We start from the raw sequence: 15,771 nt of genomic DNA on the forward strand, positions 1-15,771 counted from the left end.
ATTATCACCTCGCCGCTTCGACTTTGACAAAAGTGTCTTTAAATTCTTTAACAGCTTTTTTAATGGCCGCCTCGGTTTCAGCGTCAAGAACTTTCTTTTCTCTGATGGTTTTAGCCACTTCAGCGTAATTACTGCGCATGAACTTGAGGAAGTCCTGCTCAAACTTGGTTACATCCTCAATCGGCACATCATCAAGATAACCATTAATACCGCTATAGATAACCATAACCTGTTCTTCTACAGGCATAGGGACATATTGCGGCTGCTTCAAGATTTCCATCATGCGCTGACCACGGTCAAGCTGAGCTTTTGTGGCTTTATCAAGGTCAGAACCGAACTGGGCAAACGCTGCCAGTTCGCGATATTGTGCTAAGTCCAGACGCAAGCGTCCGGCAACCTGTTTCATAGCTTTAATCTGGGCCGAACCACCTACGCGGGATACTGACAGACCAGCATTAATAGCCGGACGGATACCTGAATAGAACAACTCGCCTTCCAGGAATATCTGACCATCAGTAATAGAAATTACGTTGGTCGGTATGTAGGCCGATACGTCACCAGCCAGTGTTTCAATAACCGGCAGCGCCGTGATTGAACCACCACCAAGTTCACTAGACAGCTTAGCTGCCCGTTCTAACAGACGGGAGTGTAAGTAAAATACGTCGCCTGGGTAAGCCTCACGTCCGGGAGGACGGCGAAGCAGCAGCGACATAGCGCGATACGCCACGGCATGCTTGGACAAATCGTCATACACGCACAGCACGGCGCCGCCTTTATACATAAAGTATTCGCCCATGGTAACACCGGCGTAGGGCGCCAGGTATTGCAGCGGAGCGCTGTCAGAAGCGGTAGCGGCGACAACAATGGTGTATTCCATAGCGCCAGCTTCTTCCAGAGTCTTAACGACCCGGGCTACTGTGGATGCTTTTTGGCCGATGGCGACATAAATACAAACTACGCCCTGACCTTTTTGGTTAATAATGGTATCAACAGCAATCGCTGTCTTACCGGTACCACGGTCACCGATGATCAGTTCGCGCTGGCCGCGTCCGATAGGTACCATGGAGTCAATTGCTTTAATACCTGTTTGCAGCGGCTCTTTAACTGACTGTCTGTCAGCAATGCCAGGTGCACGATATTCAACCGGGCGGAACTCGGTGGTATTAATTGGGCCTTTGCCGTCAATGGGCTGACCAATCGCGTTAACAACACGGCCAACCATGGCTTCACCTACAGGAACCTGCATGATGCGTCCAGTACGGCGAACAGTGTCGCCTTCCTTGATGGCAACCTCGCCGCCCAATAATACGGCTCCGACATTATCTTCTTCCAGGTTTAAGACCATACCAAATACTTCATGCGGAAATTCTAATAATTCGCCGGCCATGGCCTTTTCCAAACCGTGGATCCGGGCGATACCATCGCCTACTTCGATAACGGTGCCGACATCGTCAACATTGAGGTCTACTTGATAATGCTCAATCTGTTGTTTGATAATCGCCGTTATTTCTTCTGGCCTCATTTTCATAAGTTAAGATCTCACCCCAATCATAAAGTAGACTCAGCTTCAGACGGATCGTAACCCATCTGAACTCTAGTCGACCTTATCCAGGGACTTAGTCGGTCTTGACTCCCATAAGAAGGGAAATCCTAGAACGACTTGGTCATCGGATAAAGTCCTCGGCTATACGGCAGTGGCTTGATTCGCCAAAAGCGCTGCTTTAAGCGCCTTAAGCTGACGGGCTACGCTGCCGTCAATCAGTTTATCGCCGATTTTAACAACTACACCGCCGAGCAGTTCTTGGTCTATGGTTGTCTTGAGTACAATATTTTTGCCTGTAACCTGGCTTAGTTTTGCCGCAAGCGCAGCAAGCTGCTCTGCGCTGAGTTCTTTGGCGGTATAGACTTCGGCCTCGGCAATGTTTCTGGCTTCATTGGCCAGACGTATGTACTCGCGAATAATGGCTGGCAGCGCCGGCTCGCGGCGTTTATCAATCAAGAGCAGCAAAAAGTTCTGGACAAAACCATCCAAATCTCCGGCAAAAACCCGGCCGATTGTTTCTTTTTTAGCTGGAGCCGGTACAAGCGGATGATACATAAGGGTAGCCAAATCAGCATGTCCGGCAATAGTGGCTTCAACTAGCTTAAGCTGTTTCTCCACGTTGTCCAGCATAGCTTTTTCGCTGGCAATTTCATATATGGCCTGTGCATATTTGGTTGCCAACTGATTTGTTAGCATGGCAGACCACCTATTTTCTTGCCATCCAAGTTATTGATAAAATCGTCAACAATCTTGGCGTTGGCGGTTTCGTCCATGTTCTGGGTAATAATCTTCGAAGCAGCGGCAACGGCTAGCGTCACAACCTCACCTTTGAGTTGGGCGATGGCGAGATCACGTTCGCGGGCAATTTCTTCCTGCGTGGCTTTTAAAAGCCGTGCGCTTTCTTCGCGGGCTTCTTTCAACATTTCTTCCTTGGTCTGTTCAGCCAGCTTGGCGGCCTTTTCAACAATAGCTTGTGCCTGGGTACGAGCTTCAGCCAGTTGAGCAAGATATTCCTGCCTTAGTTTTTCAGCAGCTTGCTTCTCCTGTTCAGCCGTTTCCAGACTGTCAGCAATTTTGGCCTGCCGGTCAGCCAGCGCCTGCATTAGCGGTTTGTATGCCACTTTAGTTAAGATAGCAACAAGTATAAGAAAATTTATAATTTGCGCTATAAGCGTCGCATTCAAGTCAACCAATTGAGGGCCCCTCCTCTTTCCGGCGTATAAGGGGAGCGCTGGCAGAAAACTGCATGTGCTTCTGCCAGTCGCCCGATAACGCTTCGATTACTTAATAAAGTGAGACTTAGCTTCAGGTGGGGTTTTAACCCCATCTGAAGTTTAGTCGACCTTATCCAGGGACTTAGTCGCTCTTAACTCCCGCTTAAAGAAGCGGGAGTCTTAGAGCGACTTAGTCATCGGATAAACGGATTGGCAAATACCAGCACGATAGCAATAACCGCTGCGATAATAGGAATAGACTCGATCAAACCTACTGAAATCAGCATGTTTACAAGAATAGTTCCTTTTGCTTCCGGTTGTCTTGCCATACCCTCAATTGCCTTGGCGGTAACCGCACCGTCACCGATACCGGCGCCAATGGCGGCGAGTCCGATAGCCAAACCCGCTCCAATAGCAGAGGCTGCAATAATAATAGCTTGTTCCACAAAAAACTCCTCCTTTTTCTATTGTTCAATTATAAGCATTCAGATTGAGCAAAAAATTAGTGGTGCTCATCTTGCAATGAGTTAGACAGATACGACATAGACAGCATGGTAAAAATAAATGCCTGAACAACGCCAACAAACACGCTGAAGGCCAACCACGCCGTCGGTGCAACATACGGCACCAGCATGCCCAGGATAATGAGCAGAATCTCACCGGCCAGAATATTACCAAATAAACGGAAGGATAAGGTAATCGGCTTGGCGAGTTCTTCGATAATGTTGATAATGACAAAGGGGATGTAGGGTTCAAAAAAATGTTTGAAATACCTACCTGGACCCCGATTCATGATACCAAGAATATGTACAAGGATAACAACCATTAACGCTAAACCCAGTGTAGTGTTAATGTCATTGGTTGGCGAGGTAAATCCCGGCACCAGACCCTGTTCATTGGCAACAACCAAGAACAAAAACAGGGTAATAATAAGTGGTGCTAGTTTTCTCCCCTTTGGCCCCATGGTGTTGTCAATCTGTTCTAGCAGGGCGGTAACAATCATCTCCAGGAAATTCTGCCAGCCCCGAGGAACAATCTCCAACCGGCGGGTAGCAATCACTGCCAGGATTATGACAATGCCCATGGCCAGCCATGTCATGTATAAGGTGTCGAGATTAAAGGTAAGTCCGGCAAAATGCGCCAACTTATGTCCGCCAATCTCATGGCCTCCTCCACCATGTCCCATACTTTCGCTTTCACTCCCTTCCTGATTTAAGATTGGACTTGCCTACATTTGCTATAAGTCCGGAAATCACGGTAATTACGGCATTAACCATTAATACTATGTGAAGTGAGAATAATCCCACTACTGCCGCCCAAAAATCAATCCATGGCACATGAACTGACAAGACAAGCATAGAAATTGCAAAACTGAACCGGATGAGCCAGCCGGCGCGCATGGAGGCGATCGCTTGAGCATGCGGCAGTTCTGCACTTTTTTTTACCCGGCGGCACATCAGAAGAAAGTATATTACACTTCCCAACCAGCCTGTTAATAGACCGGGTATAATGAATACTTTGCCTGACACTAAAGCGCCAAAGGTTATGAACAAACCCCAAACTGCCAAATGCGCAAGTGTTCGCCGCATCTGAACGGCGAAGTTATCAGCAAAACCTGCTTTGAACAACTTGTCCTCCTAGACTGGTTATAAATGGCCATTCTGCTTACGTACAGTCTTACTTAACAATCTTTTTATAGGTCCCCCATAACCCTGCCGCCATACCAAACACAATACCTGCTACAGTAAACCAGGGAGACGAGCTAAAAAAACTGTCAGCCCACCGGCCTAAAAACAGTCCAACAGCCACGGAAGCCGCCATATTGAGCCCGATAGATCCGGCTAGGCTAAAGGCTGACCATAGCCCATTATTTTTGCCAGGCATATCTTCACCTCGTTACAAGCTAGCCATCCTTAGCTATTATAACCCTCAAAACCAGGAGCTATTATTTTCCGGTAAAGGAATACCAAAAAAAAGCCGATATCGACTATTGCCTATTCTCTATCAATAGACGAAACTCCTGCTTGAAATTACAGAAAACAATAAAGATTTAACAAAAATAGCACAACTGTAAACTTTATCCCTATATATTTCCAGTTGAAAATTCGTCAGGCCTGCTAACTAAACCGTATTTGTGCAAAATGGCTTTGACAATCCGGCTGGAGGCCTGGCCGTCGCCATAAGGATTAACAGCGTTGGCCATTTGCTGATACTCCCTGTCATTTGTAAGTAACGCTTTGGTTTCGGCATATACGCGATCCCGGTCTGTACCAATAAGTTTAACAGTACCTGCGGACACCGCTTCAGGGCGTTCAGTGGTATCTCTCAATACCAATACCGGCTTGCCGAGGGCTGGCGCTTCTTCTTGAATACCGCCTGAGTCAGTAAGCACCAGATAAGATCTGGCAATAAGATTGGCAAACGGCTGATAGTCTAGCGGATCAATCAGGTGAACACGCTCAAGCTCGCCCAGTTCCTCTTGAACAACCTGCCCGACCAGGGGATTTTTATGTACCGGAAAAACAATTTCCACGTCAGAATAAGCAGTAACAATATCTTTGAGAGCCTGATAAACATGGCGCATTGGCTCTCCTAAGTTTTCCCGGCGGTGGGTTGTAACCAGAATGACCTTGCGGTTGACGTAATCAATGCTCTGGAGCAGGTGATCAGTAAAATGGTATCCAGGATCAACAGTGGCCATTAGGGCGTCGATGACCGTGTTACCGGTGACAGAGATCGTCTCATTACTCACATTTTCCTGTAACAGGTTTTGCTTGGCAGTACCTGTTGGCGCAAAATGAATATCGCTCAGTGAGCCTGTCAGTTTACGGTTCATTTCCTCAGGAAAGGGGGAATGCTTATTGCCTGTACGAAGACCAGCCTCAACATGGCCGACTGTTATCTGGTGATAGAAGGCCGCCATCGCTCCGGCAAAAGTAGTAGTCGTATCGCCGTGAACAAGCACAATGTCAGGTTTCTCTTTAACAAGAACCTGATTAAGCCCCTGCATGGCACGGCAGGTAATATCAAATAGGGTTTGACCCTGACTCATAATATCAAGATCGTAATCTGGCGTAATCTTAAACAAGTTAAGTACTTGGTCAAGCATCTCACGGTGCTGGGCAGTTACTGCCACCACCGGTGTTATATACTCGGGGTGTTTGGCTAATTCCAGCACAACAGGCGCCATTTTTATCGCCTCAGGCCGGGTACCGAAGACAGTCATCACTTTAATGCGGGACATAAAGATTCTCCTTTCGTTGGCATCAAGTGGGAAATTTCACTTTTGACGCATATAGCACAGGGCGGGCAAAAATTGCCCGCCCTTATATAACCTTGTGAAATTGCGCTATGAACGCGACTCAAGCCTAATGGCTTTTCACTGAATCGCTGCTTTTAAGAACACCGTCATTGTTTTTTAGTACACCAATCTTTTTGGCCCCCAAAATAGCGGCTGTAATGATTGAAAGCAAGATCAACGCGGCATACACTTTGCTTACTTCGGTCAGAGCAATGGCGCTTACACCCAAACAGCCGCTTATTACATACATCAGCAGCACTGCCTGCTTTTGGCTTAAGCCCATCGCTAACAGGCGATGGTGTAAGTGACCTTTGTCTGGTTTGAAAATAGGCCGTCCGCTCATGTAACGGCGGATAATGGCAAACGCGGTATCCATAATAGGCAGGCCTAGTGCTACGATTGGCACAACAAGCGCTATGGTAGCTGCGCTTTTTACTGTTCCCAGTATCGAGACAGCGGCAAGCATATAGCCTAAGAACATACTGCCGGTATCACCCATAAAAATTTTAGCCGGGTTAAAGTTATGCTGCAAAAAGCCAAGCGCACTGCCGGCCAACGCTGCAGTCAAAATCGCTACTGTCCAAAAATTCTGTTCCAGCGCCACTAAGAGAATGGTAACTGACGCGATTGTCGATACCCCTGCTGCCAGTCCGTCGAGACCGTCAATCAGATTGACAGTGTTAGTCAGGCTGACCACCCACATAATAGTAAGCGGAATGGATAAATAGTTAACATAGATCATATCACCAAACGGGTTTGTCAGCCATTCGATGCGAATATCAAACATAATGAGTACAGCGGCAGCCACAATCTGACCTAATAGTTTAACTTTTGCAGGTAACTGCTTTAAGTCGTCAATAATGCCAACTGCCAAAATAACAGTGCCGCCTAATAGCAGGCCCAAAATTTCATGGCTGATGCGCATGCTGGATAGCACGGCCAACACAAAACCAAAATATATCGCCAGTCCACCCATACGGGGGATTGGAATGGTATGAACTTTTCGAGCGTCAGGAGCATCAAGCGCGCCTGCCTTAATGGCTAATTCCTTAACACGGGGGGTGATAAAGTACGCTGCTGCCAGAGCAACAGTAAAAGCCACTACATATGTTTGCATATGATAACACCTCTTTTCTACGCAACACCCATTGTACCTCATGTGTGTAAAAGTTGTCAATCTGCGCTTAGTCGCCAAATCGTCTGTATCGTTTTTATTTTGATTACCAATAACTATATGCACCAGATATATTCAGTATACCTCAGTTTATCTCGTTCTTATACCGTTTTGCTTAACAATAGCCCTTACGGCGCAGCTTGTCCACATGTGCCGCGACAAGTGCCGGTATGCTTACAGCATGCCGCTCAGCCAGGATATACATCATTGTAAAACAGCATTGGGCAACATCTAAGAGTTCCAGGGCAGCGCCGCGGTTAACATCGTTAGTGTTAAGACGGGCTTGTTCCCCTGACGCGCCAGCATGCTTACCAAGAAATTGGGTCAATTCACCGAGCTCTTCCTGAATCTTGCACACAGTCGTCAGCAGAGTGACATCGGCAATATTGAGATGAGGCAGGCTTATATACTTGTAGTTGCCGCCATGGAGGTTTTTTATTGTAGTTATGCGGTAGCTCTGGCTGTCATCATACACATATCCTTTTTCAAACAGTTTCACCAGATGTTCACCAATCAGGCTATCGGCATCAATGCCGAACGAGTCTTCCATAACAAAAATCATTGTCACACAGGTCTGGGCGACATCTAAAAGCTCTTCCTTAACATCAGTGAGCAGGACCACTGCTTCAGGCTGCACACTCAATTCTGCTGGACTCAGCTTTTCCCAGGGCATAAATTTGAGCACAGCACGGGCGAGTTCTCCGGCCTCTTCCATGGCCTTTAAGAGAGTTGAATCAAGTGTTGGCGTCAGAGATTCAAGTTTCGGCAAATAAATGGCTTCTACCATGCACATTCTCCTATAGAAAGGCTGGTTTATGCATCCCAAAAAAGTCGGATACAAACCAGCCTAAGATTATGAGTTTAAGTTCGCCAAGATCCGGTAAAATCCTCCTTGCTCTTACCAAAGTCCAAGAAGTTTCCACCAGAAGGAGCCTAGACCCACCCATATAACCATATTAATCACTGAGACCATAAAACCCAGCTTCCACCAGGTTGCCTGATCAACATAGCCAGCCCCAAAGTAAATAGGTGCTGGTCCAGCGGCGTAGTGGGTGAGCGACATACACAGGTTGGATATAAAGCCCAGCGCTAAGGCAACTACATATACAGGCGCGCCTGCTGCTACAGCTACCGAGGCAAAGGCGGCATACATAGCGGTAATATGAGCAGTCAAGCTGGCAAAACTATAATGCGCGTACATATAAATAATAATAAGTGCCAGGAAAGCCTGAATCCAGGGTACGCCGCCAATAGCTGCGCTGACTGTTTTGGAAAACCAGGGAATAAAACCAAGTTTTGTGAGGTAATCAGCTAAGGTTACAAGGCTGCCCATCCAGACCAGTGTGTCCCAAGCGCCCTTTTCCTCAAGTACATCTTGCCAGTTAATGACATTGGCTATCAGCATAGCCGATACAGCCAGCATAGCGACCAGAGTTGCATCCAGCCTGGTAAATTGGGAAGTAGTCCATAAGGCAAGTGCGCCGATAAATACCAGAATCACAATTTTTTCTCCCCGGCTCATGGGACCCATTTTATCTAGCTCGGTTGATGCCAGCGTTTTGGCTTCTGGCGTCCTGGTAATCTCCGGCGGATAGAATTTATAGAGAAAATACGGTACAACTAAAAGAGAAACCAATCCAGGCACGCTAGCGGCCATGGCCCAAAGTCCCCAGGAAATTTTAATATGAAGGGTTTTCGAGGCCAGTTCAGCTACCAGCGGGTTGCCGGCCATCGAAGTTAGAAACATCGCGGAAGTAATAGTATTGGCCTGGTATACGGTCTGCATAAGATACGCCCCTACCTTACGCGAAGTAGCTCCAGGCTCAGAGTGAAATGCAGTACACAGACTGCGGACTATAGGAAAGAGAATGCCACCGGCCCGGGCAGTATTGGATGGCGTGAACGGGCTAATAATTAGGTCACTCAGTGCCAGCGTGTACCCAAGCTTAAGCGAACTGCCGCCGATGCGCTTCATCAGCCCATAAGCAATCCGACGCCCAAGACCTGTCTTGATAAAGCCTTTTGCAAACAGAAAAGCTGAGACAATCAGCCAAATAGTCGTATTGGCAAACCCGGACAAGGCTTCAGCCGGTTTTAATATTCCGGTCAATGCTGTAAAAGTAATACTGAGAAAAGCAAGTGCACCAATGGGTAAGGGCTGCAGAATGAACCCCAGTATGGTGGACACAAATACGGCAAACAGGTTCCACGCAGCCGGTTTAAGGCCTGTTGGCACCGGCACCAGCCAAATTCCTACACCTACAGCAACCACAATAGCGGCTCGAGAGGGGGTGTTCATCGTAATACTCCTTTCTAAAGAAAAAGCTGCCCACGTTAGTGTTAGGCAGCGGTGGTTTTATTTAACCAAAACAAACATATTCTATCCCAGCTTCAGCAATCAGCTGTTCAGCCAGTTTGTCAGGATAGCTGTACTGATAAACGACCCGTTTAATACCGGCGTTTAAGATAATCTTGGTACAAGCTGAGCACGGCTGGTGGGTGGAATAAATGGTTGCACCATGAATGGGAACACCATACATGGCGGCCTGGACGACAGCGCTTTGCTCGGCATGAAGACCCCGGCAAAGCTCCTGGCGTTCACCTGACGGAACCTGATTGGCAGCGCGAACGCAGCCCGTTTCCCCACAATGAGCCAAGCCACAGGGCGCGCCGTTATAACCACTGGATAGCAGTCGCTGGTCTTTAACAATAACAGCGCCAATCTGGCGGCGCAGACAGGTTGACCTGGTAGCAACCACCTTGGTTATATCCATAAAATACTCATCCCAGGTGGGACGGACAAGCTCTGTCTTATCACTCATGTTCTTCTACCCCCTTGGCCAAACGGTGTATTAACAGTGTATTCATGGCCCAGGTACAAAATGCCTGATTACTTTGTTCCAAAAATGCGGTCACCGGCATCACCTAAGCCAGGCACAATGTAACCGTGTTCATTGAGATGACTGTCAACGGCCGCAACATATACTTCAACATCAGGGTGGTGGTCGTTAACCAACTTAACGCCTTCAGGCGCAGCTACCAGACACATCAGTTTAATGTGTTTAGCGCCCTTGGCTTTCAGCATATCAATAGCAGCCACCGACGAACCACCTGTTGCCAGCATGGGGTCAATGACAATGAGCTCACGTTCGGCCACATCGGTGGGCAGCTTACAATAATATTCTACAGGCTTCAAGGTTTCATGGTCGCGATATACGCCAATATGACCCACCTTGGCTGCAGGAATGAGCTTCACAATACCGTTTACCATTCCCAATCCGGCACGCAGAATAGGTACCACACCAATTTTCTTGCCTGACAGCATCTTGCAGGTACAGGTAGTCAGCGGAGTTTCGACCTGTGTCTCCTCCAGCGGCATATTCCGGGTCAGTTCGAAAGCCATAAGCATTGACACTTCTTCTAATAGCTCACGGAATTCTTTGGTCCCTGTTTTGACATCGCGAATCAGCGATAGTTTGTGTTGAATCAGGGGATGGTCAATTATTTTTACTTGCATGTAATCATCTCTCCTTAATTTTCATCCGGAACACAGCTTAGGGCACCCAGCCTAGGCCGTTCAGAACGAGTATAGCGAGGCGCCTGGCTTTCCCTAACCGGAGGCGTACCTGTAAGGTACGCTGAGGATTGGGGAAAGCCAGGCAATAAAGCTAGACGAAGTTTATCAACGGCCGTTTAAGCGTATAGCGGGTATTTGCGGCATAACTCGGCCACCATAGAACGTGCCTTATCCTGAGTTTCGCTGTCTTCAGGCTTGGTCAGCGTCATGGAAATAATATCACCAATAACCACCATGTCCTGCTCGACCATTCCACGGGAAGTAACAGCTGGAACGCCAACGCGGACCCCGCTTGTAACCAGTGGGCTGGCCGGGTCGTTCGGGATAGCGTTCTTATTGACAGTAACCCCCACTTCATCCAAGAGATGTTCAGCCTGCTTGCCAGTGATATTTTGAGCGCGCAGATCAACAAGCATCAGATGATTATCAGTACCGCCAGATACCAGAGTAAAGCCGTTTTGTTTAAGCCGTTCAGCCAAGGCCTGCGCATTTTTGATGATCTGGCCTTGATAAAGGCGGAATTCTTCGCTGAGCGCTTCTCTGAAAGACACAGCCTTAGCGGCAATAACATGCATTAACGGGCCACCCTGGATCCCAGGGAATATGGCTTTATCAATGGCTTTAGCATACTGGGCACGGCACAGGATCATGCCGCCACGCGGGCCGCGGAGTGTCTTATGAGTCGTTGTAGTAACAATGTCGGCATGAGGCACAGGACTGGGATGGAAACCTGCTGCCACCAAACCGGCAATATGGGCCATATCAACCATAAACATAGCACCGGCGTCGCGGGCGATTTGGCCCAGCCGTTCAAAATCAATTACCCGGGAATAAGCGCTGGCTCCGGCCACCAACATTTTTGGCTTGTGCGTCATGGCTAGCTCGGCAACCTGATCATAGTCAATGCGATGGGTAACCTTATCGACACCGTAGGCAACGATATTGAAATATTGCCCGGAGATATTAACCGGACTACCATGGGTCAGATGACCGCCGTGTGCCAGGTTCATACCTAAGATAGTATCGCCGGGCCGCAAAAACGCAAAGTATACAGCAGTATTAGCCTGAGCCCCCGAATGAGCCTGAACATTGGCATGTTCAGCGCCAAACAGCTCTTTGGCCCGGTCAATGGCCAGTTGCTCGACAATGTCTACATACTCACAGCCGCCGTAATAACGGTGCCCGGGGTAACCTTCAGCATACTTATTTGTAAGTACAGATCCTTGGGCTTCCATTACAGCTTTACTGACAAAGTTTTCGGATGCAATAAGCTCTAGCTTGTTTTGCTGGCGTTTACGTTCAAGGTCAATAGCCCGTGCTACTTCCGGGTCTACTCCTGCAAGTATTGTCATATGTATTTCCTCCTCTAAATAAGTAGAACTGTAGTGTTTAACACATCTCATAGACGGCGCGTGCCCCGCCGATCAATTTAGGCCTGGTGCGCGCGGCCGTAACATAAGCCTGTCCGATATATTTTTGCGTCAGACGCACCGGAATAGCGACTTTTTTTATGTGCATACCAATGAGCGTACTGCCAATATCAAGGCCGGCATGAGCCGTAATCGCTTCAACCACCGTCGGATTAGCGAATTCGCGCATAGCTCCTGCAGCCAGGGCCCCACCGGCCTTCACAACCGGAATGACTGTGACCTCTTCAAGCTTGTATTGATCAGCTACAGCCTGCTCGACAACAAGCGCCCGGTTGAGGTGCTCACAACACTGTATAGCCAAAGATACCTGATACCAGGAACAAACTTTTATAAGACTGGATAAAATTCGAGCAGCCACTACATCTGAGCCATAGGAACCGATACGGGCGCCCTGCACTTCACTGGTACTGCACCCTACAACCAGGATTTGCCCTGGCTTTAGCTGGGCCATCTTTATCAACTCTTCAGCCGCCTGCATCGTCTGCCGGCCAATGGTTGCCAAGTCTGTGTCCATGAGTTCATCCACTCCATTTGAGCTCTTATCTACACTTTCTCCAGTTCCATAATCTTGTCTACCCGGCATGCGTGGCGCCCCCCGGCAAATTTTGTCTTGAGCCATACCTCAACAATCATTCGAGCCAAACCAGAGCCAATTACACGTTCACCCAGTGTTAGAATGTTGGCATCATTATGTTCGCGCGACATCTGCGCCGAAAAAACATCATGGCAGAGCGCGGCTCTGATCCCTTTTATCTTGTTAGCGGCAATGCTTACGCCAATCCCTGTACCGCAAACAATAATACCCCTCTCATATTCGCCACCCGCTACTGACTCGGCTACTTGACGGGAAATATCGGGGTAGTCAACCGAGTCCGTAGTATATGTACCAAAATCATGACTATCTACTTTAAGTTCAGTTAACAGTGCCTTAATCTCTTCTTTGAGGCGAAAACCGCCGTGGTCGCTGCCAATGGCTATCTTCATGTAGTAACACTTCCTATGTCATATATTTGCGTGTCTTTTTTCACCTTTTCAACGTTAATTACTTTTTTCCTGCCAAACTGACAATTTTTTCCCACGCCGCCATAAGCAATTGCCGGATCTGCCAGGCACAGTTACGGTACTGTGCCTCATTGCCGCCAAACGGATCAGATATGTCACCTGCTTGTCCGGCCATTTCAGCCAGCGTATATATTTTGTCCGCCGAGCGTGGTGACATACTGGCAACTGCGCGTTTGTGCGATACAGTCATGGTCAGTACCAAGTCGACAGACTCAAGCTGGGCAGGCGCAAGCTGTTGTGAACAATGCTTGTCCAAATATAACCCGGCCTGACGCATAACAGACTGAGCCCCAGCCGAAGCTGGCTGACGCCCTGCGGCAATCCCTGCCGACTCAACCATTATTTTGCCGGACATCCCGGCTTTAGCCACCATATCAGTAAGAAGCGCGGCAGCCATGGGGCTGCGGCACGTATTCCCTGTGCATACAAGCAGAATCTTGAACATCCAAGGTCAACCCCTCATATTTTATGTCCGGAGAAAATATCTCATACCCGCTAAACCTTTGGCTAATAAATTGTCGTCCATAAAATGTGTATTCCCAGTAGGACCAAAACGATGCCGCCGATCAGTTCAGCCCGTTCGCCCATAAACCGGCCCAGCTTGCGGCCAAGCCCCAACCCCAACAAAGCAATAATAAAGATAACAGCACCCAGGATGATGCTCAACCGGAACAAATCAACATCAATCATTCCCAGGCTGAAACCGGCCGCCAGAGCGTCAATGCTGACACTTGCCGCCAGCATGATGAGTGCCCCACCGCGCAAAGGGTTGCCGGGCGAAGTGTCTTCCTGTCCACTGATGTTTTCCTTAATCATGTTTGCGCCTAGTCCGGTTAATACCAGCGCTCCAATAATTGTAGCAAAGTTTTGTACACTGGCTACCGGCCAGTCAATATGATAGGCGCCGACGTGTTCAACGACTGTACCCAACCAGTGACCAATATGGTACCCGGCCAGAATCATAATAATGTGGAATAAGGCAAATACAATAGCTGACTGGATGATAACAAGCCGCCGCACTTTGTTCATGCCAATAGGCACGGCCACTGAAAATAGATCAGTGCCGAGGGCTGCGCTTAAGACGAACAATTCAAACATGCTCACAATTTCCACCCCTTTACCTAAGACCGTTTTTAAAAGCCTTATCAACATAAATGAAGCCTTATCAACGGTCTGGTAATATATATGTGTCAGCAGAGGTCAATATGTAAGCATGCCTTGTACTATTCGCAGATAATGCGGTACCCTGAAGCTTTACGCAGCCGGTTCATTACTGCTAAACCGAGTCCTTGTTCAGCAATCCCCTCGGCGTAAATCACATCAACCGCCTTATTGTCAAAACTTCTAAGCGCTGTATATAGGTTAGCGGCGATAACGCCGGTATGGGCACGAGGTCCATAAACAGCCGTTATTACCTGTTGCGGCAACTCATTGGCTACCTCGGCAGATACTACCGCGCCCACTGTTTTTCCTGCCGCTAACGCTTGGTTAATTTCACGGCGTAAAAGGAAAGAAAGGCTTTCCTGTCCGGCTTCTACCAAAAACATAGGCGCCGCCGGTGCGTAATGGGTATATTTCATACCTGGCGACCTAGGGACTGCAGTGGAACCGGCCAATGACGGGTCAACCTCGATTTCTCCCAACACCGCAATCAGCATTTCATATGTTATGCCGCCAGGCCGAAGCAGTGTCGGTACTGGCGTGGTACAGTCCACAACAGTTGACTCCACTCCGATCGCACACGGCCCGGCGTCGATAATGGCGTCAATCTTGCCATCAAGATCACGCGCTACATCCTGAGCTGTCGTCGGACTTGGCCGGCCAGAAGTGTTGGCGCTGGGTGCAGCCACCGGTATACCGGCTAACCGGATAAGCTCTCTGGCAATCAGTGAGTCAGGCAGACGTACAGCCACGGTATCAAGACCGCCGGTTACCGCATCCGGCACATGAGGCAGGCGCTTTACTACCACCGTAAGGGGCCCTGGCCAGTACTTATCGATAAGCGCCTGAGCACTTGCCGGGACAGTTGCCGCCAGTTTACTCAACTTATCAGGGGTATCAATATGTAAAATAAGCGGATTGTCAGACGGCCGTCCCTTAGCCCTAAATATCCCGCCCACAGCTTTACTATCAAGGCCGTTAGCACCCAGGCCGTACACTGTCTCAGTCGGAAACGCTACAAGCCCGCCCTGACGCAGCAGCTTAGCTGCCTCAGTCAGTACACCCCTGTCAGGATTAACCGGATCAACCTTATAATATGTAGTGCGCAAATAAATCATCTCCATACATGATTACGACTCAACAGAACCGTCCCCTTGAGTCTGACTCTAGGGGACGGTTCGAAACCACTGAAGAATGCCATGTTTTAAGCAGTAATACCATCCCGGTGCAGAGCCGTTTGGGGCAAAAAGTCGGTTGTGGGCAAAATCGAGTACAAGTACGCAAATAAAAGGATACCAGTGCCGCGATC

Annotated in this window: 19 protein-coding genes; all 19 read right to left on the minus strand. The window is 48.5% G+C overall.

The genetic code is table 11. The features are described from left to right. Nucleotides 1-4 precede the first annotated feature (4 nt). Entirely contained in the window at nt 5-1,528 is a 1,524-nt protein-coding gene (atpA, locus tag VN447_RS14865; protein WP_325526129.1) for a F0F1 ATP synthase subunit alpha, read from the minus strand. A 156-nt stretch (nt 1,529-1,684) separates the two neighbouring features. After that, complete coding sequence (locus VN447_RS14870) at nt 1,685-2,239, minus strand: F0F1 ATP synthase subunit delta (RefSeq protein WP_325526130.1); 555 nt, start codon at nt 2,237-2,239, stop codon at nt 1,685-1,687. Then, nucleotides 2,233-2,736 carry a F0F1 ATP synthase subunit B gene (gene atpF, locus VN447_RS14875; protein ID WP_325526131.1) on the minus strand — a complete coding sequence of 168 codons (504 nt, stop codon included), beginning with the start codon at nt 2,734-2,736 and terminating at the stop codon, nt 2,233-2,235. Before atpF ends, VN447_RS14870 begins: the two co-directional genes overlap by 7 nt. Before the next feature lie 215 nt (nt 2,737-2,951). Next, nucleotides 2,952-3,203 (minus strand): F0F1 ATP synthase subunit C, encoded by a 252-nt coding sequence (gene atpE, locus VN447_RS14880; RefSeq protein WP_325526132.1) that lies wholly within the window; start codon nt 3,201-3,203, stop codon nt 2,952-2,954. A gap of 56 nt (nt 3,204-3,259) precedes the next feature. Continuing rightward, nucleotides 3,260-3,943, minus strand: a complete 684-nt coding sequence (gene atpB / locus VN447_RS14885; RefSeq protein WP_325526133.1) for a F0F1 ATP synthase subunit A — start codon at nt 3,941-3,943, stop codon at nt 3,260-3,262. Between the two features lie 10 nt (nt 3,944-3,953). Further along, entirely contained in the window at nt 3,954-4,385 is a 432-nt protein-coding gene (locus tag VN447_RS14890) for an ATP synthase subunit I (protein ID WP_325526134.1), read from the minus strand. Between the two features lie 49 nt (nt 4,386-4,434). Further along, entirely contained in the window at nt 4,435-4,641 is a 207-nt protein-coding gene (locus tag VN447_RS14895) for an AtpZ/AtpI family protein (RefSeq protein ID WP_325526135.1), read from the minus strand. A gap of 199 nt (nt 4,642-4,840) precedes the next feature. After that, on the minus strand, nt 4,841-6,001 hold the full coding sequence (wecB, locus tag VN447_RS14900; protein ID WP_325526136.1) for a non-hydrolyzing UDP-N-acetylglucosamine 2-epimerase: 1,161 nt from the start codon (nt 5,999-6,001) through the stop codon (nt 4,841-4,843). Between the two features lie 124 nt (nt 6,002-6,125). Beyond that, entirely contained in the window at nt 6,126-7,175 is a 1,050-nt protein-coding gene (locus VN447_RS14905; RefSeq protein WP_325526137.1) for an MraY family glycosyltransferase, read from the minus strand. Nucleotides 7,176-7,347: 172 nt separating this feature from the next. After that, nucleotides 7,348-8,019 (minus strand): nucleotide pyrophosphohydrolase, encoded by a 672-nt coding sequence (locus VN447_RS14910; protein WP_325526138.1) that lies wholly within the window; start codon nt 8,017-8,019, stop codon nt 7,348-7,350. Between the two features lie 111 nt (nt 8,020-8,130). After that, complete coding sequence (locus VN447_RS14915; protein WP_325526139.1) at nt 8,131-9,531, minus strand: anion permease; 1,401 nt, start codon at nt 9,529-9,531, stop codon at nt 8,131-8,133. A 61-nt stretch (nt 9,532-9,592) separates the two neighbouring features. Then, nucleotides 9,593-10,054, minus strand: a complete 462-nt coding sequence (locus VN447_RS14920) for a cytidine/deoxycytidylate deaminase family protein (protein WP_325526140.1) — start codon at nt 10,052-10,054, stop codon at nt 9,593-9,595. A gap of 68 nt (nt 10,055-10,122) precedes the next feature. Further along, nucleotides 10,123-10,749 carry a uracil phosphoribosyltransferase gene (gene upp, locus VN447_RS14925; protein ID WP_325526141.1) on the minus strand — a complete coding sequence of 209 codons (627 nt, stop codon included), beginning with the start codon at nt 10,747-10,749 and terminating at the stop codon, nt 10,123-10,125. A gap of 176 nt (nt 10,750-10,925) precedes the next feature. After that, the gene (gene glyA, locus VN447_RS14930) at nt 10,926-12,161 is read right to left on the minus strand and encodes a serine hydroxymethyltransferase (protein ID WP_325526142.1); all 1,236 of its coding nucleotides are present in this window, start codon (nt 12,159-12,161) and stop codon (nt 10,926-10,928) included. A gap of 37 nt (nt 12,162-12,198) precedes the next feature. Then, nucleotides 12,199-12,822, minus strand: coding sequence for a TIGR01440 family protein (locus VN447_RS14935; protein ID WP_325526143.1), 624 nt, complete (start codon nt 12,820-12,822; stop codon nt 12,199-12,201). After that, nucleotides 12,783-13,223 carry a ribose 5-phosphate isomerase B gene (gene rpiB / locus VN447_RS14940; RefSeq protein ID WP_325526144.1) on the minus strand — a complete coding sequence of 147 codons (441 nt, stop codon included), beginning with the start codon at nt 13,221-13,223 and terminating at the stop codon, nt 12,783-12,785. The genes VN447_RS14935 and rpiB overlap by 40 nt, the downstream gene beginning before the upstream one ends. Before the next feature lie 58 nt (nt 13,224-13,281). After that, nucleotides 13,282-13,746, minus strand: coding sequence for a low molecular weight protein arginine phosphatase (locus tag VN447_RS14945; protein ID WP_325526145.1), 465 nt, complete (start codon nt 13,744-13,746; stop codon nt 13,282-13,284). 62 nt (nt 13,747-13,808) lie between these two features. Beyond that, nucleotides 13,809-14,399 (minus strand): manganese efflux pump MntP family protein, encoded by a 591-nt coding sequence (locus VN447_RS14950; protein ID WP_325526148.1) that lies wholly within the window; start codon nt 14,397-14,399, stop codon nt 13,809-13,811. 125 nt (nt 14,400-14,524) lie between these two features. After that, nucleotides 14,525-15,571: an L-threonylcarbamoyladenylate synthase gene (locus VN447_RS14955; protein ID WP_325526146.1), complete on the minus strand. Its 1,047-nt coding sequence runs from the start codon at nt 15,569-15,571 to the stop codon at nt 14,525-14,527. Nucleotides 15,572-15,771: the final 200 nt, after the last annotated feature.

Source organism: Sporomusa sp. (assembly GCF_035561155.1).
Classification (GTDB): Bacteria; Bacillota; Negativicutes; order Sporomusales; family Sporomusaceae; genus Sporomusa.